Raw genomic sequence first — 16,960 nt, 5'->3', positions numbered from 1 at the left:
CTAGACTTGCTGCGCACGCAGACACGCTTTCTTCACCTCCACCGAATACATAATGGTCGCGAAGCGGCGCTGGAGGTCGGGGGACAAACTGAAAATGCTACGCTTGCCCGTACGTTTCAAGCATATGTTTTCGTTCGCGATGCTTTGGATTCAGCGCCTCGCGGTCCTCGGACATTCGGGTCTGTGGTCAAGCACGCCGTAGCATGGAATAGCTCGACGACCAAGTTGGACGGCGGGGGAAGCCAATTCCCAGTCTTACTGAAGCGGGACCCGCGCGCATACCAACAGCCTCTCGTAGGCTGGCGTGAGCGTTGTGACAGGCAGGATGCCTATCCTCCTATCCAAAATGCTCCTGCAAAAAGGCCAGGTCCAACTGCGGATACACCGGGAAGTGATCGAGGAGCTCTTTCACCATGGCGCGGGCTTCGTCGCGGACCTTTTCGTCGAGGGTGTGGAGGCGTTTGCTGGGCTGGCCGGCGTTGGGGCCGCTGGTGAGGATGCCCGCCTGGGTGTTGCTTACCACGAGCTTGATGATCTTTGCGATCTGCTTCATTTCTTCCGGGCCCATGCCGAGGGTGGTGATGGCGGGGGCGCCGATGCGCAGGCCGCTGGTGATGAGGGGGCCGTTGGGGTCGTTGGGGAGGGAGTTGTAGTTGAGGGTGATGCCGCATTCGCGGAGGGCGCCGGCCGCCTGGCGCCCGGTGAGGCCGCAGCTCGTGCGGACGTCGATGAGCATGAGGTGGTTGTCGGTGCCGCCGGTGGCGAGGGTGAGGCCCTCGTCGGTGAGGGCCTGGGCGAGCGCCTTGGCGTTCGACGCGATTTTCGCGGCGTAGTCCTTGAACGCGGGCTTGTTGGCCTCGGTGAAGGCGACGGCCTTCGACGCCATCACGTGGGGGAGGGGGCCGCCGATGACGAGCGGGCAGCCTTTGTCCACGTATTCGGCGAATTCCTTCTTGCACAGCACGATGCCGCCGCGCGGTCCGCGGAGGGTCTTGTGGGTGGTGGAGGTGACGATGTGCGCGTGCGCGACGGGGTTGTAGTCGCCCTGGAAGACGCCGCCCGCCACTAGACCGGCGAAGTGGGCCATGTCCACCATGAACACGGCGCCGACGCTGTCGGCAATGGCGCGCATGCGCTTGAAATCGATGAGCCGGGGGTAGGCGCTGTAGCCCGCGAGGAGGATGAGCGGCTGGATTTCTTTGGCCTGCGCCTCGATGGCGTCGTAATCCAGCAGGCCCGTCTTCTCGTCCACGGCGTAGCTGTAGGCGTCAAACATCTTGGCGGACAGGTTGCGGCGGTAGCCGTGCGTGAGGTGGCCGCCGGAGTAGTAATCCATGCCCAGGAGCCGTTGATTACCCAGCGCCTTGCGGATGGTTTCCCACTCTTCCTGGGAGAGCTTGGAGGGGTCCTTGGAGGAGGCGGATTCCAGCGCGGGGACTTCCACCCGGGCGGTGAGGATGGCCCAGAACGCGATCATGTTGGCGTCCGCGCCGGAGTGCGGCTGGACGTAGGCGTGCTCGGCCCCGAAGAGCTTACAGGCCTGCTCGCAGGCATAAGCCTCCACGTCGTCCACGTTGTCGCAGCCCTCGTAAAAGCGCTGGCCCGCGAAGCCCTCGGCGTACTTGTCGGTCAGCAGGTTGCCCATGGCCAGTTGCGTGCTCAGGGAGCAGTAGTTTTCGCTGGCGATGAGTTTGAGGTAAGCGCGCTGGTCGGCGAGTTCCTGGACGATGGCCCGGGCGATCTCCGGCGCGACGCGCGCGGTTTCGGTCAGGCTGGCGATGTAGGCGAGGAACCCGCTGTCGATGGCTTCGGGTGCGGTCTTGGCGAGATAGGCCTGCAGGGCGTTGGACACGGGGGGCATTCCTTCTGATTTGGGGGGATTCGGAGGCGGTATGGTACCGCGTTGGACCGGTTTATTTAAAGTCCCGGTGTTTGGCGCGCGGGATACGGGGGTCAGTTGACAGTTGACAGTTGACAGTTGACAGTTGACAGTTGACAGTTGACAGTTGACAGTTGACAGTTGACAGTTGACAGCGTGGACCGAGTGGACCGAGTGGACCGAGTGGACCGAGTGGACCGAGTGGACCGAGTGGACCGAGTGGATTCGCCGCGGCGCCTGAACCGGGGTGGATCGGGGTGTCTCAACTACTTGAAATTAATTGGGATACCGGCTAGTGTATGCGCATCAGCGAAGGATGAGACGCATGTCGGACGACACTCCCCGGGAATTCCGGATTTACTGTCTTTGCGGGCAGAAGATGAAGGTGACGCGCAGTATGTTCGGGAAGCCGGGCAAGTGCGTGTCGTGCCGCCAGAAGATCCGCATTCCGGACGCGTCCGAGGCGCCGGCGGATGGGGCCCCGATTTATCTTAAGGATCACCCGGAGTATCTCCGCGGCCCGAAGCGGTCCGGAGAGGCCGCCGTGCCTTCTCGCGCTTCGGAATCGCCGGAGGGCGCCGCTGCGGACGAGGCGGTTTTGGCCGCTCCCGCGGCCGGGGAGGACGTCCCCGTGTTCGACGTGGTGGAGCCCGGTCCGGAGGTCGAGATCGAAGTTGAGGCGGAGGGGGAATCTCCCGAAGCGGAGGCGGCGCTTCCCGCCGTGGCCTTCGCCGTCTACGAGCCGCTGCGCTTTCTGTGCAGCTATGAACACGCGGTGGACGAGCAACTCCAGGCGCTACGCGAGGGCCGGAAGGCCGATCACGACAAGGCGACGCTGATGAGCTACCGGGGGCTTGCCCGTAAGGCGCGCCAGGCCCTGGAAAAGCAGATCCACGATGAGCTTTCCGCGGTATCATCGCAGGAACGCGACGTGCGGGACGCGCTATCCGTGGCGCTGGTGGGGCTGCGCACCGGGGAAATCCCGTTTGTCGAGTACAGCAAGCGCGTTTTGCCGCTCCGGCAACGCCAGGAGGCGCTGGCGATCCGCGCGCACAACCTGCGGGGCTGGCTGGCGGCGGAAGATCCCCATGTGGCCGGCGGCGCGCTTGACGTGGCCCTGTCCGACGTTCCCCTGGAGCAACTCGGGGCGCCCTTTCCCGTGGACAGCGCGGTCGAGGGCCTGCCTATTGAACATGCCATCCTCCGGCTCGATCAGTCGCTCCGCAATCGCGAGAAGGCGGACCGGCGGCTGAACGAACTGCACCGCCAACACCTGGACGGGGCGCTGGGCGCGGCGGAGATGCGGCGGCAGCGCGCGGAGGCCGACGCGGCGCGCGAGCGGGCGCGGGCTGAGGTTGCGTACTACCGCAGCCGCCTGCAGCAGGTGGTGCGGGACTGCGAAGCGGATTCGGAGGCGCTGAAGGCCTACCAGGAGGTGAAGCGGCGGGAGGTGGAGACGCTGGCGATAGCGCGAAATGCCTACGAAGAGATCGAAGCGGCCGTGTTTCGGGCGCAAGTCGATATCAAGCGCGCGCGGAACCTGGCGACGCGTGCGCTGAACGCCAATACGGTATCCGATGTGCCGAACCCGCGCGGGACCTTTCTGGAGCGGCTGGGGAGACCGGGCGACCTTCGGGGCATCGGGCTGGATTCCTGGCTGGCCTGGGCGGGAAGCGCGCTGTTGCTCACGGTGATATTCGTGCCGATTGTCCGGAATCTTTCTGGCGGGAACGCCGCGATGTTTCCGGCATTCACGCTGGCGCTGTTTGCCGGCGCCTCCACCATCGGGCTCTGCGCGACGGTGGGAAATCGCGCGGCGCGGGCGGTGTTGTTGTGCGCGCTTTGGCTGGGGCTGACTGTGGCGGGCGCCGCCTACATGCAGGGCGAACTTAACGGCACATCCGCCGCCTCGGTCGCGCTGCGCGCCGGCGGTCCCTGGTGGTCGACGCCGGGCGGCCTGTTGCTGATTTGTGGATGGGCGCTTGCCGGCGCGTCCGTCATCGCATCGACGCTGCCGCTGCCGGGATTCCGCTGGATTGGGCTTGTTGTGGCGGCCGCGGGCGCGCTGGGCGGCGGGGCGATTCTGGCGGACTACGGCGGACTTGTGCGCCCGGACCCCGTGATTTCGACGTTTACGGCGGAGGCGAACCCGGACACCGGAACCTACGACGCCGTGATTCGTGTGATGAACGCCGGGCGGCGGCCGTACTGGATCTGGGGCGACGGGGGCCGCGTGCCGGCTCTTGCGCGCCTTACGGTCGAGCGGCGGCTGGCCGGTGACGCCTGGGAATCGGCCGACGCGCCCGCGTCGGCGATTGTCGACGGCGCCACGGTTCCGGCGGTGCTAGGCGCGGGGCTCCAGGTGCCGGCGGGCGCGGTGGCGACCCTTCACTACGCGCTCGCTCCGGGGTCGTATCGCGTGCGGCTCGAGGGTTCCTGGCCGGGGGCGGTCGCGCACGAGCGGTCCCTCGAACTCGAAGCCTTCCAGATCGATCTGGAGTCGTTTTTCAATCGCCCCGGATCGGCGACCGGGTCCGGCGCCGCTCAGGCCAGCGTGACGGCGACGGTGGAATTGCGCGGCGTGATGGATGCGCCGGACAGCGCGCCGCAGTTTTCCATGATCGTGACATTGCCGGACGGCAGCGAGCGGCGCGCGCAGTTCGGCCTCGGGGATACGCTGGCGGGCGACTGGAAGATCAGCGAATTCAATCCGTCCCACAACACGGTTACGGTGACGGACGGGGAACGGATCATCATCCTTGAGCGGGGCCAGGCCGAGAACCTGCCGTGACCGGGCTTTAAGCCTATTCGATGCGGACGGCGGTTCCGTAGATGAGTATTTCCGCCGCACCCTTGGTGATGTTGGACGTGCTGTAGCGGACCGAGATGACGGCGTTCGCGCCCAGCTTTGCGGCGTCCTCCATCATGCGGTCGAGGGCCTGTTCGCGCGACTCGGCGAGCATCTTGGAGTATTCGGGGATCTCGCCGCCGACCAGATTGCGAAAAAAGGCGATCAGGTCCTTGCCCAGGTGCTTTCCCCGGACGGTGCTTCCGCGCACGAGGCCGAAGGTTTCCACGACCGTGTGGCCGGGCACATTGGGTGTGGTCGCGACGATCAACGGTGAATCTCCCTCGTGTAGCGATCGGTCTTGATGCTTTCGAGCCGCTGGCGAAGCACGGAAACGAAAAGCACGGCGAGCCCCGCCATCGGGATGGCGAGGAGGACCTTGACCGCGGCCGAGGTCCAGGGCTCCATGATGAATGCGTAGAACCCGTAGAGGGCGAGGCAGCACACCCCGAAAATGAACAGGGCCCAGCCGGTTCTGCGCTCCAGGCGGTTGTACACATTCTCCAGGTACCGATCCCAGGTTTCCTCGGAGATGTCGCCCCCCTCAAAGGCGGCGGAGGTGCCCCAGAAAAGCCGGCGCATGGCGTCGAGTTCCCGCTGGCAGGCCGGGCAGCCGGCCAGGTGGTCTTCGAGGTCGCGCTTTTCCTCGGGGGCCAGTTCACCGTCGAGGTAACCCGAAATCAGGACTTTGTATTCTTCTTCACACCGCTTCATGGCAACGGGTCTCCCGGCGTGCGGCGTGGCCCGGCGGGGCCGGTTGGGGAAAATTGCGACATAGTCAAACCGCGGTGGCCTCCTGATTGCGGGCTTCCATGACAGCCCGAAGTTTCTTGCGCGCGCCGTGCAGGCGCGACATCACGGTACCCTGGGGGATGTTCAGGGCCGTGGCGATCTCTCCGTAGGACAGCTCCATGAAATGGCGCAGGCGGAGAATCTCCTGCTGCTCGGGGCTCAATTCTTCCATGGCGTCCTTGATACGGTCGAGGAGCTCCCCGCGCGTCGCCGAGTCGGCCGGAGAATGGCCGGGATCGTGGGCGTCGAAGCCGCTTTCCATCATGTGGTCGAGCGAGGATTCGCCCCGGCGCTTCTTTTTCTTGAGGTAATTCAGGCTCGTGTTGCGTATAATCCGGTGCAACCACGGGTAAAAGGGCATCGACAGGTCGAAGCGCTTCATGGCCTTGAAGGCCTTCACGAAGGCGTCCTGCGACAACTCAAGCGCGTCGTCCCGGTTGCCCACAAGGCTGTAGGCGGCGGCGTAGGCCCGGCGCTGGTACAGGCGCACCAGCTGCCCGAAGGCCTTGCGGTCTCCGTGGACGGCGGCTGCCAGCAGCTCCTGCTCGTTATGTATCGATTGCTCCATCATGTGCACTGAATACCCCCGGCCGCGCCGTTTATTCGCGGCTTCATGCTACCCGTTTTCGGGCGTGGGTGCAACTGTTTTTGCGGCATGGACTTAGCCTCGGGCCGGCGGCGCGCGTTGCGGTGGGCGGCGGGGCGGCGCGCGCGCGCCAAAACCTGCGCAACCCATTGTTGAACCGGGGTTTGGACGCGTGGTATACTTCCCGACCTGTCACGGGTGTGATCTGTCCAGGTACAAACGTCCCCACGGCTTTCCAGCGCGGAAGAATTGTGTAATAAAATGTTTAGTCAGGCCTTTTATAAGAACGTCGACCAGACGATAGCCGCCATCAGCGGCGCGGACGAGGTTTCGCGCGCCGCCTTCGGGCGCTGTCTGGCGGGCCTGGCGCGCTGCCTGGAGGACGCGGAAGTGGATGATAGAGCGGCCCGGGCATTTCTCGATGGCGCGATCGATCATTTTGCCGCGGATCCCGCGATGCCGGGCGCGTGTCTTGGGCGCGCGCTGCGCGAACTGCTGCGCGACATTCCCGGACTGGATGGGCGCGCGAGCGATTTTGACGGGATTCCCACCGGCTCCCGCGCGGCGGGTTCGCGCTGGGATATGAAGGAGCTGGACAACCGGATCGCGGGGCCGAATCGTGCCTCGCTTGACCGGTTGCGGCGGCTTCTGGGCGTGGCCTCGGAGCGCCGCCTCACGGGCGCGGTCGACTTGCGGCGCCGGCGCTGTTTTGAGGCGTCGTGCGGCATGAAGATGGGCGATCGTCACGACGCGGGAATCGACGGCGAGCAGATTAATCGGCTGATCCAGTACCTGGGCCATGGCCGGGGCGGCTTCGGCCCGAACGGCGGGCGTCCGGCGGTGCTTGGGTAACGCGGGCAGTAACCTGGTTTGACTTGGCGCTATGTTTGAGAGTCTTTCGAAGAGATTAGAGACCGCTTTCAAGAATATTCGCGGGCAGGGCCGCCTGACCGAAGCGAATATGAAGGAAGCGTTGCAAGAGATCCGCCTGGCGCTGCTTGAGGCCGACGTCAATTACAAGGTCGTCAAGAAGTTTATCGAGGATGTGCAGGAAGCGGCCATTGGCGAGAAAGTGCTCGACAGCATTTCTCCCGGGCAGCAGATCGTCAAGATTGTCCACGACGAGCTGGTCAAGATCATGGGCGAGAAGGGCGTGCCCCTGACGCTGGCCGACAAGCCGCCGACGATCATCATGCTGGTGGGCCTTCAGGGCCAGGGCAAGACGACGACGGCGGGCAAGCTGGCGCTCCAGCTGAAAAAGCGCGGGCGCAAGCCGCTGCTGGTGGGCGCGGACGTATACCGCCCGGCGGCCATCCGGCAGCTGGAGGTGGTGGCGGAGCAGTCCGGCGCGGAATTCTTCAGCCTGGGCGAGCACGCGAACCCGGTGGACACGTGCGTGATGGCGCGCGGCGAGGCGCAGATGCGCGGCTGCGACATCATCATTCTGGACACGGCGGGCCGCCTGCACGTGGACAACGAGATGATGGAGGAGGTGCGGCGGATCCACGCGCAGGTATCGCCCCACGAGATCCTGTTTGTTGCGAACGCGATGACGGGCCAGGACGCGGTTAATTCGGCGAAGCAGTTTAACGACGCGCTTCCGCTGACCGGCGTTATCCTGACCCAGATGGACGGCGACGCGCGCGGCGGCGCGGCGATCAGCCTGATCGAAGTGACCGGCTGCCCGATCAAGTTCGTGGGCACGGGCGAAAAGCTCGACGCGCTGGATACGTTTCATCCGCGGCGCATGGCGGACCAGATCCTCGGGATGGGGGACGTGGTGTCGCTGGTGGAGAAGGCGCAGGAGGTGGTGGACAAGGAAGAAGCGGTCAAGTTCCAGAAGAAAATCAAAAAAGGCACGATGGACCTCGAAGATTACCTGGCGCAGATGCGGCAGGTGCGTAAGATGGGATCCATCGGCGATATCATGCAGAAGATCCCCGGCATGAGCAAGGTGATGGGATCGGACCCGGGCGCGATGGAGGGCGCGGAGGAGGAGATGAAGTATATTGAGGCGATCATCCTTTCGATGACGCCGAAGGAGCGCCAGCGCCCGAAGGTCATCAACGGGAGCCGGCGGCGCCGGATCGCGCTGGGCAGCGGCACTTCGATCCAGGAAGTGAACCGGCTGCTGAAGGACTTCGAGAAAATGAAGAAGATGATGAAGCGGATCGTGGGCGGCGGCGGCCGGGGTGGCCGAAGCGGCCGGCGCGGCTTCCGCTGAGTGACGAAAACACGGCGCGGGGCCACCATCCCGCGCATACTGTAACTGCAAACTACGTTCTTTAGACCCCTGAAGGCTTTCGGGCCCGGGCGCGAGACGCCCGAACAACGAGGAATATCATGGCAACAGCAATTCGACTGCGCCGGGGCGGCCGCACCCACAAACCGTACTACCGTATTGTGGTGATCGACTCCCGCAACCGGGATCGCGGCCCCGAGATCGACAACCTGGGGGTGTACCACCCCTGTGCGCGCCCGGAACCCGTCGCGGAAGTGGACGTCCTCAAGGCGCTGGACTGGCTCCGCAAGGGCGCCCAGCCCTCCGACACGGCGAAGAGCGTCCTGCGCAAGCTGGGCGTGCTCAAGCACTTCGCCGACGGCACGGCTCCCGAGGAGTCGGTTGCGGTCGTGAAGGGCGGCGTGGTCGAGGACAAGGGCTTCAACGCGCCGCCGCCGCCGAAGCCGGCGAAGCAGGAAGCCCCGGCCGCGGAAACGGAAGCGCCGGCGGAAGAGGCGTCCGCGGAAGCGGAAGCGGCTCCGGCCGAAGAAGCGACGGAATAAGGCTCCGTGAAAGAACTCATCGAATTCATCGCGAGAAAGATGGTGGACCACCCGGAGGATGTCCAGGTGCGCCTCATCGAAGGCGAAGAAGGCCAGAACTACGAGCTCCAGGTGAACCCGGAGGACATGGGCCGCATTATCGGCCGTAATGGCCGGACCGCCAAGGCTATCCGCACGCTGGTGAGCTCGGCGGCGGCCAAGTCCAACGTGTACGCCAATCTGGAGATCGTCGAGTAACGGCGCGCGAGGGCGGTATGGCTGGCGCGTGGATAGGCATAGGCCGGGTCCGGTCGGTCAACCCCCGGGCGCGCGAAGTGCGCGTCGAGGTGCGCGCGCCCTACTCGGGCGCGCTGGGTTCGCCGTCGTGGATCGGCTTCGCGCGCGATCCCGCGCCGGTGTTGCGCTGCAAGGTGGAGCGCGTGCGCGGCGAGGGCGCGGTGATGGTGGTGGTGCTCGGCGCCGGTCTCCCGCGCGACGCGGTCGCCGGGTTGCGCGGCGCGGAGGCGCTGCTGGCGCCGGACGACATACCGGTGCGATCGGCGGGCGCCTGGCGGATCCAGGATCTGCTGGGCATGGCGGTGGTGGCGGCGGACGGGTCGGTAATCGGCGCCGTCTGCGAGGTGTATGAAGGGCCGGCGAACGACGCCTTTGCGGTGGCGCGGCCCGATGGAACACGTTGCCTGCTGCCCGCGATCGGCGAGGTGATTCTCGGCGTGGACCGCGAGGCCCGCCGGATAGAGGTTGGCGATGTGACGCCGTTTATGGTGGATGCCTGAGGCTCCGGGAGCTGAACCAGGATGCGGATTGATATCCTTACGCTCTTCCCGGAGATGCTCGCGGGCCCGTTGCAGACGAGCCTTCTGGGCAAGGCGGTGGCGGAGGGTCTGCTGGACGTCGCGCTTACGAATATCCGCGACTTTGCGGCCGACCGTCACAACACGGTCGACGACAGCCCCTACGGGGGCGGCGCCGGCATGGTGATGAAGTGTGAGCCGATTTATGCGGCGGTGGAAAGTTTAAGGCTGAAGAATTCGCTGGAGCGCGTGATCCTGCTGTCGCCGCGCGGCGCGCCGCTGACCCAGGCGCGGGTGCGCGAACTGGCGCGGGAACCCGACCTGGTGCTGCTGTGCGCGCGCTACGAGGGCGTGGACGAGCGCGTTTCCCAGGACCTGGTGACCGAGGAAATCTCGATCGGCGACTATGTGCTCAGCGGCGGCGAGCTGCCGGCGCTGGTGCTGGTGGAGGCGATCAGCCGGATGATTCCGGGCGTGATCGGCGACTGGGAGTCGGTGGAGACGGATTCGTTTTACCAGGGCATTCTGGGCCCGCCGCAGTACACGCGGCCGCCGGTGTTTCGCGACATGGCGGTCCCCCCGGTGCTGCGGGAGGGCAATCATGCCGCGATACGCCGCTGGCGCAGGCGGGAAGCCCTCCGGGCGACCCGGGACCGGCGCCCGGATTTATTGATAGAGTTGACCGCTGAAGATAAAGAACTGCTCGCCGAAATCGAGCACGAGACTCCGATTTCGGAGAGGGAGAAATACCATGAGCCTGTTGGATCAGATCGGCCAGAAGCAGATGAAAGCCGCGGCGGACATCCCGAAGTTTAACGTGGGCGACACCGTTCGTGTCCACTTCCGGATTGTGGAAGGCGAAAAAGAGCGCATCCAGGTGTTTGAGGGCGTGGTGATTTGCCGGAAGAACGGCGAAGGCCCCACGGCGACCTTCACCGTGCGCCGCGTCGCCTTCAGCGAGGGCGTCGAGCGCGTGTTCCCGCTGCACTCCCCCCGCGTGGAGAAGGTGGAAGTTACCCGCGAGGGCGAGGTCCGGCGCGCGAAGCTCTACTACCTGCGCGAGCGCGTGGGCAAGGCGGCCCGCGTGAAGGCGAAGCAGCGCAGCACCGCGCCGCAGGCGTGATAGCGTCCCCAGTTGATGAGACTTGCGGGCGGGCCCCGATTGGCCCGCCCGCTTTTTCCGTTTATCGCCGGGGCGGGGAGGCGCGGATGTGGCCGCCGAGATCATGCTAGAATTCGAGGGCGAGGCGGCGGCGCTGGGATTTGTTCGGGTGGCCGGGGTTGACGAGGCCGGCCGCGGGCCGCTCGCGGGGCCTATTGTCGCGGCGGCGGTGGTGCTGGCGGCGCCCGTGACTGGAATTAATGACTCGAAGAAGCTAACATACTTGCAGCGCGAGGCGTTTTATGAATGTCTCGCGGACGGTGAACACAGTATAGGGACGGCGATCATCTCCGCCCCGGAGATCGACCGGCTCGGCATCCAGCGGGCGAACTATGCGGCCATGGCGCAGGCCGTGCGGCAGCTTGAACCCCCACCGGATTTCCTGCTGATCGACGGCTATTCCGTGCCCGGCGTGGCGGTTCCGCAGCGCCGGATCATCAAAGGGGACAGCCGCTCCCAGTCCATAGCGGCCGCGAGCGTGATCGCGAAGGTGACGCGCGACCGGCTGATGCTGGCGTATGACGAGGCGTATCCGGAGTATGGGTTCGCCCGGCACAAGGGCTACGGCACCCGCGAGCACCTGGCGGCGATCGCGGCGCACGGGCCCTGCCCGATACACCGGCTGAGCTTTGCCCCGTTCCGGAATCCGCCGGAGACCGGAGCGCTGTTCTAACGAGAATTTCCGGCCCTGCCAAGGAAGCAGATGACGATGCGCAATACGTTTCAATCCACCACCTGGGCCCTGCTGGTCCTGGCGTTATGCGGTTGCTCGGCGACCCCGGCCGCGGGCTTCGAAACCGCGCCGCACTGGCGTCAATCCGAAGCGCCGAACGAAAAGGCGCGGGCCATAGCGCACTACCTGTCGGCCATTATCTACGCGGGCCAGGGCAAGGAGGCGGAATCCATTGAGGAGATGGCCCGGGTTCCCGAGTTGGATCCGGGCGCGGTCACGCCGATGGAGCAGCTGATCCGCGGCTACCTCCGGGAAGAGAAGTACGACGAAGCGCTGAAAGTATGCGAGAAGGCGGTGGCGCAGCGTCCGGATCAGGCGGTGCTCCATATCGTGCTGGGCCAGATCTACCACCAGCTCGGACGGCTCGACGACGCGATGGAGGCCTTCAACACCGCCATTCGCCTGGAGCCGGACAATGTCATGGGCTACGGCGCCCTGGTGGACTTGCAGGAGTCGCGAAACGACCTTACGGCGGCCGTGGGTGTCTACGAGCGGCTGATCGAACTGAGCCCGGAGTCGGCGGGGCTCTACTACCAGCTGGCGCTCGTCCTGATCCGGATCAACGACAAAGAGGGCGCCATTGAGGCGCTCCGCAAGACCATCGAGTTGAATCCGCGCCTTGTGCGGGCGCGTTATCTGCTCGGCGTGGTCCATCTGGAGGCGAACCAGATCGAGGAGTGCATCGCGCAGTTGCGCGCGTACATGCAGGAACGCCCGAACGACATGGACGCGGTGGACAATCTCGCCGGGGCGCAGGCGCGGGCGGGGCGCTTCGAGCAGGCCATTGCGCTCTTCCAGCGGATACTGAGCTCCAACCAGGTGCAGCCGCAACACCACATCGCCTCCATGTACCTGCATTTGCGCGCGAAACGCTTCGACGAGGTGGCGGCCCTTTCGCCGCCGGAGGGCGCGCCCTATTTCGAGATGCTCTTCCGGGCTATCGCCCAGGCCGAGCGCGGCGAATTTCCGGAACTGCTGGAAAAGTCCATCGAGAGCACGGAAGGGGATCTGGACACGGAATGCGGCGTCTACCTGAACAATCTGATTTACCTTTTCGGACAGCAGGACACGGGGCAATGGATCTATGACGCGGTCTCGAAGCTGGCGGAGAGGGCGAATTCGCGGGTGCTGCACATAATCCGCGCGCGGACGCTGATGGCGATGGAAAACCACGCGGACGCCGTGCCGGTGCTGGACCATGTGCTGGCGAACTTCACGCCCGACAAGTGGGTGCACTACTACCTGGCCATCTGCCACGAGGAACTGGATCACTTCGAGGAAACCGAGCGCCACCTGAAGGCGTACCTCGAATTCAGCCCCGACGAGCCCGACATCCTGAATTTCCTGGCCTATCTGTATGCCGAGGAGGGCGTGAAGCTGGACCAGGCCATCGACCTGCTGAACCGCGCGCTGGCCGCGGATCCGGAAAACCCCTACTACCTGGACAGTCTCGGCTGGGCCTTCTACAAGCAGGGGCGCGCCGAGGAGGCTGTCGATCACATCCAGCGGGCGATCTATGGCATGGACAAGGATGACGCGATCCTCCGCGATCACTTGGGGGACGCCTACCTGCTGCGGGGCGATGTCGAGGCCGCGCTCGGCGAGTGGCGGCGCGCGCTTCGCCTGGACCCGAAAATGCCGGGGCTTCAGGAGAAATTGGACCGGCACCAGCCCTGAGCCGGGGGGCGGCGCGGGGGAACGGTGCCGGCGACTTCCCTGGCCGCGAAACCGGCGGGGTTCGCGCGGCATTTTTTGCCTTTTGCGCAGTATGCTCGCGTGAAGCGGTCGCTCTTGTTCGAAATCCGTTGATTCCGTCCCGCAACGTGAAAGGGGGTATTCTCAAACGCCGCTTTTCGTGCTACACTACCCGATACGGCGCAAGAGGATACTGCTATGGGCTTTCACCGGCACAAGATCCGGCGGCGTTTGGGGCCGGCCGATGGGGTGTTGTTCCTGCTGGCGCTGGCGGCGGCAGGCGCGATGCTGGCGGGGCCGCTGGCCGAACCGGGAACGGACTGGCAGCGAACCATCGGGGACGTGACCCACGTCTACACCTACCAGAATGCGAGCACCGCGGACGGGCGCCCGTTCCGGATGCAGGTGAGCTACCGCTACAGCGCGCAGGGCCGCGATCTGGCCGGCACGTGGGACGGGGAGTGGCCCCTGGCGCACAGCGCCAACGCGCTGCCGCCCGCGGAGGTGCACCGCGTGCAGCCGGGGTACCGCGTGTCGGTGTTCTATGATCCCATGAAGCCCGACCGCAGCACGCTGCACACGCCGGGCAACATCGCCCCGGCCTGGTGGCTGCGGCTCTCGATAGCGCTGTCCGCCGCCGTCGTGTGGTACGCGTACGCCGTGTATCCGCGCTGGAAGGCCATTACCTGATTGCCGCGAAATGACGCGGAGAGCGCATAGGGTGATTTCTTGCACGCAGATGGATTGGGGCGGTTGAACGGGGGCGCGTTCTTGACCACGAATGACCACCAACGCACACGAACGCACCGGGCGCAGCCGCTGGGCGCGATCGGGATTTTTGACCACGGATTACACAGGGCAGCCTCTCGCCGCAACCAAAGAAATGCTCACCACGAAGGGCGCGAAGATCACGAAGAGGAAGGTCACGAAGAGAAAGAGAGACGAAGTCTTGACCGCAGAGAACGCAGAGAGCGCAGAGAGCGCAAAGGGTGATTCCTGGTACGCGGATGGATCGGGTGGATGATCGAGAGCGCATTCTTAACCACGAATGAACACCAATGGACACGAATGCACCCGGGAGCAGTGGCTGGCTGCGATCAGGGTTTTTGACCACGGATGACACGGATGACACGGATAGAAAATGATTTCGGTCGTTGAGGCCTGCAGGCGGCTGCGTGCTGTTTCCAAGGTGACTTGTTCGGTCTCATCTGGTTCGAGCATCGCGTCAATCCGTTTCATCGGTGTAATCCGTGGGCAAGAAAAGAATTCCGACCACGAAATTCCCTCGTTACCACGGTCCTCCGTGGTAATGCGTACCGTGCCGCTCTCACGGCACAACCCTTTGCCCGCAATCGGTAAACGGTACCGTACAATCTACCCTCTTGAATCTAAACAGGCCGGCGCGTTCTCCCCCAGCTTGGTGGATACCGGATTTCTTGAACACAACGCGCCATAAAACCAGGAGAGATAGAACGCCCCATGTCCGCCCAGCCCATCGAAATCCGCCAGCTCACCCCCGACGACCTGAACCTGATGAACGCGTCCCTCGACCTGTTTGGCGAGGCCTTCGACGAGCCCGACACCTACGGCGACGCGCGCCCCGGCCCGGCGTATATGGCGCGCCTCCTCGGCAGTGAGTTTTTCATCGCGCTCGCCGCGCTGGATGGCGATCGGGTGGTCGGCGCGCTGGCGGCCTATGAGCTTCCGAAGTTTGAGCAGGCGCGGAGCGAGATCTATATCTACGACCTCGCGGTGGCCGCAACGCACCGCCGCCGGGGCATCGCCACGGCCCTGATCAACGCGCTGCGGGACATCGCCGCCGCGCGGGGGGCCTGGGTCATCTTCGTGCAGGCGGACCGCGGCGACGACCCCGCGATCGCGCTGTATACGAAGCTCGGCGCGCGCGAGGACGTGCTCCACTTCGATATCAGCGTCCCGAAACCGGGGGAGGCGGGCTGACGCGCCTTGTGCCGCGGGGGGCCGTCCCGGCATAATAGGGGCCTTCCCCGCATTGCTGGCCCCCGCTTTCAACCCCCTCCGGAACGATCCGCGCATGAAGTCCCCCGCCTCGGCCTATATCGCCCTTGCCGCCGCGACAGCGGGCTGGGCCATATCCCCGATATTCATGCGGTATATCGCGGACGCCTACGATCCGTGGACCCAGGCCTTCCTGCGCTATGGATTTGCGACGATCCTGCTGCTCGCGTTCTCGCTGATCTGGTTTCGCGACGAGCTGCTGGCCGCGTTCCTCCGCCCGCGTGCGACACTGGGCCTCGCCCTGCTCAACGCGACGATGCAGACCACGTGGACCTTCTCGCTCTACCACACGACGGCGACCACGGCCCAGCTCATCACGAAGACGCAGGTGCTCATGATCATCGCCATGAGCTACGTGCTCTACCACGAGGAGCGCGCGGTCATCACAAGCCCGCGCTACATCATCGGGACCCTGCTCGGCTTTCTGGGGGTCGGCGGCGTGCTGCTGAAGGACCCGTCGGCGAGCCTCATTCCGGCGATCGACCTGGCCGTCTGGCTGCTCCTCTTCACCTCCGTCTGCTGGTCGGTGTACGCCGTCTGGGGCAAGCACATCGTGCGCGACCTGCACCCGATCCCGATGTTCACGGCTGTCGCGGTCTACACCTCGGCCATTTTCGCGTTCAACATGTTCGCGTTCGGCGACCCGGAGACGGTGGCTACGGCGGGCCCGCGCATGCTGGGCATTGCGGCGTTCTCCTCCATCCTGCCGATCGCTATCGCGCACGCGGCCTACCACTACGCGCAGCGGCATCTCGGCGCGGCGTTCTGCATCAGCGTGATGCTGATCAATCCCGCGGTGACCAATTTTCTGGCGGTGCTGCTCTGGGCGGATGAATCGATGAACGCGATCCAGTGGGCGGGCGCGGGCGTGCTCACGCTCGGCGCCTGGTTCGTCATTCAGGCGCAGCGGCGCGCCGGGGCCGCCGCCCGCGAAGCCATCCCCCCCCCGGGCAGCCGGGTGTAGGCGCGTGGTTACGGCGCCGGCGGCGGATCAAGCTCGGCGAGGGCGTCGAGGAAGGGCTGGCTCAAGGGAAAGCGCCCCAAGGGCACGGATTCCAGGTGGCCGTCCAGGTAGAGGACCTCGGACGACCGCGCGCCGGGCGCGGGCGGCGTAATCACCAAGGGGATGTCCGAATCGTTGAGGCCCGATTCGGGATTGTTAATGTCGGTCGTGTAGAAGCGCCAGACGCCGGGCTCCGTGCGGAAGAGCATGTCCCGTTCCGCCGCGCCCCTGCCCTCGGGCACGGGCAGCTTATCGGGCAGCGGATTGCCGGCGACCGCGGCCGATTTCAGCGCCTCCGCCATGGCCAGCGCCTGGTCCTCGTTCACCACCGCGTACGGCAGGTACCAGTGGTGGTCCTCCGCGCCGTGTTTGTCCAGGGCGCCGTATTCGCGCATCCCCGCCGGCATCCGCAGGAGGCCCGGCCGTTGATCTGCCGCCGGTCCGCTCCCCGGCACATCGCCCCGGGGCTGTTCGTCGCGCGTCGCCGATGGGCTGAACACGCGCCAGGCCACAAACACGGCCACCGCGATTGCGGCGGCGCGCCAGATGCCGGAACCCCGCTTTTCGTCCATAACACTCCTCGAATCCGGGCCTGTTTGCGCCCGCACGACTATCGTATCAGGGAGATGGCCCCGGAATCCCGCGCG

The 16,960-nt window shown here is 65.4% G+C and carries 18 protein-coding genes; 13 read left to right on the top strand and 5 right to left on the bottom strand.

The window, feature by feature from the left end; translation table 11 throughout:
- Positions 1-337 precede the first annotated feature (337 nt).
- Positions 338-1,861, bottom strand: a complete 1,524-nt coding sequence (locus tag KF886_14345) for a glycine hydroxymethyltransferase (GenBank protein MBX3178538.1) — start codon at positions 1,859-1,861, stop codon at positions 338-340.
- A 343-nt stretch (positions 1,862-2,204) separates the two neighbouring features.
- Between KF886_14345 and KF886_14340 the strand changes: the two genes are divergently transcribed.
- A complete protein-coding gene (locus tag KF886_14340) occupies positions 2,205-4,670 on the top strand; it encodes a hypothetical protein (protein ID MBX3178537.1) in 2,466 nt (821 codons plus the stop codon).
- 13 nt (positions 4,671-4,683) lie between these two features.
- On the opposite strand, the gene KF886_14335 is transcribed toward KF886_14340, so the two are convergent.
- The 3 genes from KF886_14335 to KF886_14325 form a co-directional block, all read right to left on the bottom strand.
- Complete coding sequence (locus KF886_14335) at positions 4,684-4,998, bottom strand: YbjQ family protein (protein MBX3178536.1); 315 nt, start codon at positions 4,996-4,998, stop codon at positions 4,684-4,686.
- A complete protein-coding gene (locus KF886_14330; protein ID MBX3178535.1) occupies positions 4,995-5,441 on the bottom strand; it encodes a zf-HC2 domain-containing protein in 447 nt (148 codons plus the stop codon). The genes KF886_14335 and KF886_14330 overlap by 4 nt, the downstream gene beginning before the upstream one ends.
- A 64-nt stretch (positions 5,442-5,505) precedes the next feature.
- Entirely contained in the window at positions 5,506-6,090 is a 585-nt protein-coding gene (locus KF886_14325; GenBank protein MBX3178534.1) for a sigma-70 family RNA polymerase sigma factor, read from the bottom strand.
- Between the two features lie 276 nt (positions 6,091-6,366).
- Here KF886_14325 and KF886_14320 point away from each other — a divergent pair, with 276 nt between their 5' ends.
- The 12 genes from KF886_14320 to KF886_14265 all read left to right on the top strand — a co-directional run bounded on the left by KF886_14320 (position 6,367) and on the right by KF886_14265 (position 16,274).
- Entirely contained in the window at positions 6,367-6,957 is a 591-nt protein-coding gene (locus KF886_14320; GenBank protein ID MBX3178533.1) for a hypothetical protein, read from the top strand.
- 31 nt (positions 6,958-6,988) lie between these two features.
- Positions 6,989-8,329, top strand: a complete 1,341-nt coding sequence (gene ffh, locus KF886_14315) for a signal recognition particle protein (GenBank protein ID MBX3178532.1) — start codon at positions 6,989-6,991, stop codon at positions 8,327-8,329.
- Positions 8,330-8,448: 119 nt separating this feature from the next.
- Positions 8,449-8,889 (top strand): 30S ribosomal protein S16, encoded by a 441-nt coding sequence (gene rpsP, locus KF886_14310; protein MBX3178531.1) that lies wholly within the window; start codon positions 8,449-8,451, stop codon positions 8,887-8,889.
- 6 nt (positions 8,890-8,895) lie between these two features.
- Complete coding sequence (locus KF886_14305) at positions 8,896-9,126, top strand: KH domain-containing protein (GenBank protein MBX3178530.1); 231 nt, start codon at positions 8,896-8,898, stop codon at positions 9,124-9,126.
- Positions 9,127-9,143: 17 nt separating this feature from the next.
- A complete protein-coding gene (locus KF886_14300) occupies positions 9,144-9,665 on the top strand; it encodes a PRC-barrel domain-containing protein (protein ID MBX3178529.1) in 522 nt (173 codons plus the stop codon).
- Positions 9,666-9,686: 21 nt separating this feature from the next.
- Positions 9,687-10,499 carry a tRNA (guanosine(37)-N1)-methyltransferase TrmD gene (gene trmD, locus KF886_14295; protein MBX3178528.1) on the top strand — a complete coding sequence of 271 codons (813 nt, stop codon included), beginning with the start codon at positions 9,687-9,689 and terminating at the stop codon, positions 10,497-10,499.
- Positions 10,435-10,806, top strand: a complete 372-nt coding sequence (gene rplS / locus KF886_14290; protein ID MBX3178527.1) for a 50S ribosomal protein L19 — start codon at positions 10,435-10,437, stop codon at positions 10,804-10,806. The genes trmD and rplS overlap by 65 nt, the downstream gene beginning before the upstream one ends.
- A gap of 103 nt (positions 10,807-10,909) precedes the next feature.
- On the top strand, positions 10,910-11,518 hold the full coding sequence (locus KF886_14285; protein ID MBX3178526.1) for a ribonuclease HII: 609 nt from the start codon (positions 10,910-10,912) through the stop codon (positions 11,516-11,518).
- Positions 11,519-11,554: 36 nt separating this feature from the next.
- Entirely contained in the window at positions 11,555-13,255 is a 1,701-nt protein-coding gene (locus KF886_14280) for a tetratricopeptide repeat protein (protein ID MBX3178525.1), read from the top strand.
- A 216-nt stretch (positions 13,256-13,471) separates the two neighbouring features.
- The gene (locus KF886_14275) at positions 13,472-13,963 is read left to right on the top strand and encodes a DUF3592 domain-containing protein (GenBank protein MBX3178524.1); all 492 of its coding nucleotides are present in this window, start codon (positions 13,472-13,474) and stop codon (positions 13,961-13,963) included.
- Positions 13,964-14,752: 789 nt separating this feature from the next.
- Positions 14,753-15,232: an AAC(3)-I family aminoglycoside N-acetyltransferase gene (locus KF886_14270; GenBank protein MBX3178523.1), complete on the top strand. Its 480-nt coding sequence runs from the start codon at positions 14,753-14,755 to the stop codon at positions 15,230-15,232.
- A 94-nt stretch (positions 15,233-15,326) separates the two neighbouring features.
- Positions 15,327-16,274 (top strand): DMT family transporter, encoded by a 948-nt coding sequence (locus tag KF886_14265; GenBank protein MBX3178522.1) that lies wholly within the window; start codon positions 15,327-15,329, stop codon positions 16,272-16,274.
- Between the two features lie 8 nt (positions 16,275-16,282).
- Here KF886_14265 and KF886_14260 read toward each other — a convergent pair whose 3' ends face one another.
- On the bottom strand, positions 16,283-16,885 hold the full coding sequence (locus KF886_14260; protein ID MBX3178521.1) for a hypothetical protein: 603 nt from the start codon (positions 16,883-16,885) through the stop codon (positions 16,283-16,285).
- Positions 16,886-16,960 lie beyond the last annotated feature (75 nt).

It is taken from the genome of Candidatus Hydrogenedentota bacterium, from assembly GCA_019637335.1.
Classification (GTDB): Bacteria; Hydrogenedentota; Hydrogenedentia; order Hydrogenedentales; family JAEUWI01; genus JAEUWI01.
This window is presented reverse-complemented; position numbering and strand designations above follow the sequence as displayed.

What these genes read in the sequence shown, in the direction of transcription:
- KF886_14345 (MBX3178538.1), bottom strand. Translation starts at nt 1,861, where the DNA reads ATGCCCCCCGTGTCCAACGCCCTGCAGGCCTATCTCGCCAAGACCGCA.
- KF886_14340 (MBX3178537.1), top strand. Translation starts at nt 2,205, where the DNA reads ATGTCGGACGACACTCCCCGGGAATTCCGGATTTACTGTCTTTGCGGG.
- KF886_14330 (MBX3178535.1), bottom strand. Translation starts at nt 5,441, where the DNA reads ATGAAGCGGTGTGAAGAAGAATACAAAGTCCTGATTTCGGGTTACCTC.
- KF886_14325 (MBX3178534.1), bottom strand. Translation starts at nt 6,090, where the DNA reads ATGATGGAGCAATCGATACATAACGAGCAGGAGCTGCTGGCAGCCGCC.
- KF886_14320 (MBX3178533.1), top strand. Translation starts at nt 6,367, where the DNA reads ATGTTTAGTCAGGCCTTTTATAAGAACGTCGACCAGACGATAGCCGCC.
- ffh (MBX3178532.1), top strand. Translation starts at nt 6,989, where the DNA reads ATGTTTGAGAGTCTTTCGAAGAGATTAGAGACCGCTTTCAAGAATATT.
- rpsP (MBX3178531.1), top strand. Translation starts at nt 8,449, where the DNA reads ATGGCAACAGCAATTCGACTGCGCCGGGGCGGCCGCACCCACAAACCG.
- KF886_14300 (MBX3178529.1), top strand. Translation starts at nt 9,144, where the DNA reads ATGGCTGGCGCGTGGATAGGCATAGGCCGGGTCCGGTCGGTCAACCCC.
- trmD (MBX3178528.1), top strand. Translation starts at nt 9,687, where the DNA reads ATGCGGATTGATATCCTTACGCTCTTCCCGGAGATGCTCGCGGGCCCG.
- rplS (MBX3178527.1), top strand. Translation starts at nt 10,435, where the DNA reads ATGAGCCTGTTGGATCAGATCGGCCAGAAGCAGATGAAAGCCGCGGCG.
- KF886_14285 (MBX3178526.1), top strand. Translation starts at nt 10,910, where the DNA reads ATGCTAGAATTCGAGGGCGAGGCGGCGGCGCTGGGATTTGTTCGGGTG.
- KF886_14280 (MBX3178525.1), top strand. Translation starts at nt 11,555, where the DNA reads ATGCGCAATACGTTTCAATCCACCACCTGGGCCCTGCTGGTCCTGGCG.
- KF886_14275 (MBX3178524.1), top strand. Translation starts at nt 13,472, where the DNA reads ATGGGCTTTCACCGGCACAAGATCCGGCGGCGTTTGGGGCCGGCCGAT.
- KF886_14270 (MBX3178523.1), top strand. Translation starts at nt 14,753, where the DNA reads ATGTCCGCCCAGCCCATCGAAATCCGCCAGCTCACCCCCGACGACCTG.
- KF886_14265 (MBX3178522.1), top strand. Translation starts at nt 15,327, where the DNA reads ATGAAGTCCCCCGCCTCGGCCTATATCGCCCTTGCCGCCGCGACAGCG.
- KF886_14260 (MBX3178521.1), bottom strand. Translation starts at nt 16,885, where the DNA reads ATGGACGAAAAGCGGGGTTCCGGCATCTGGCGCGCCGCCGCAATCGCG.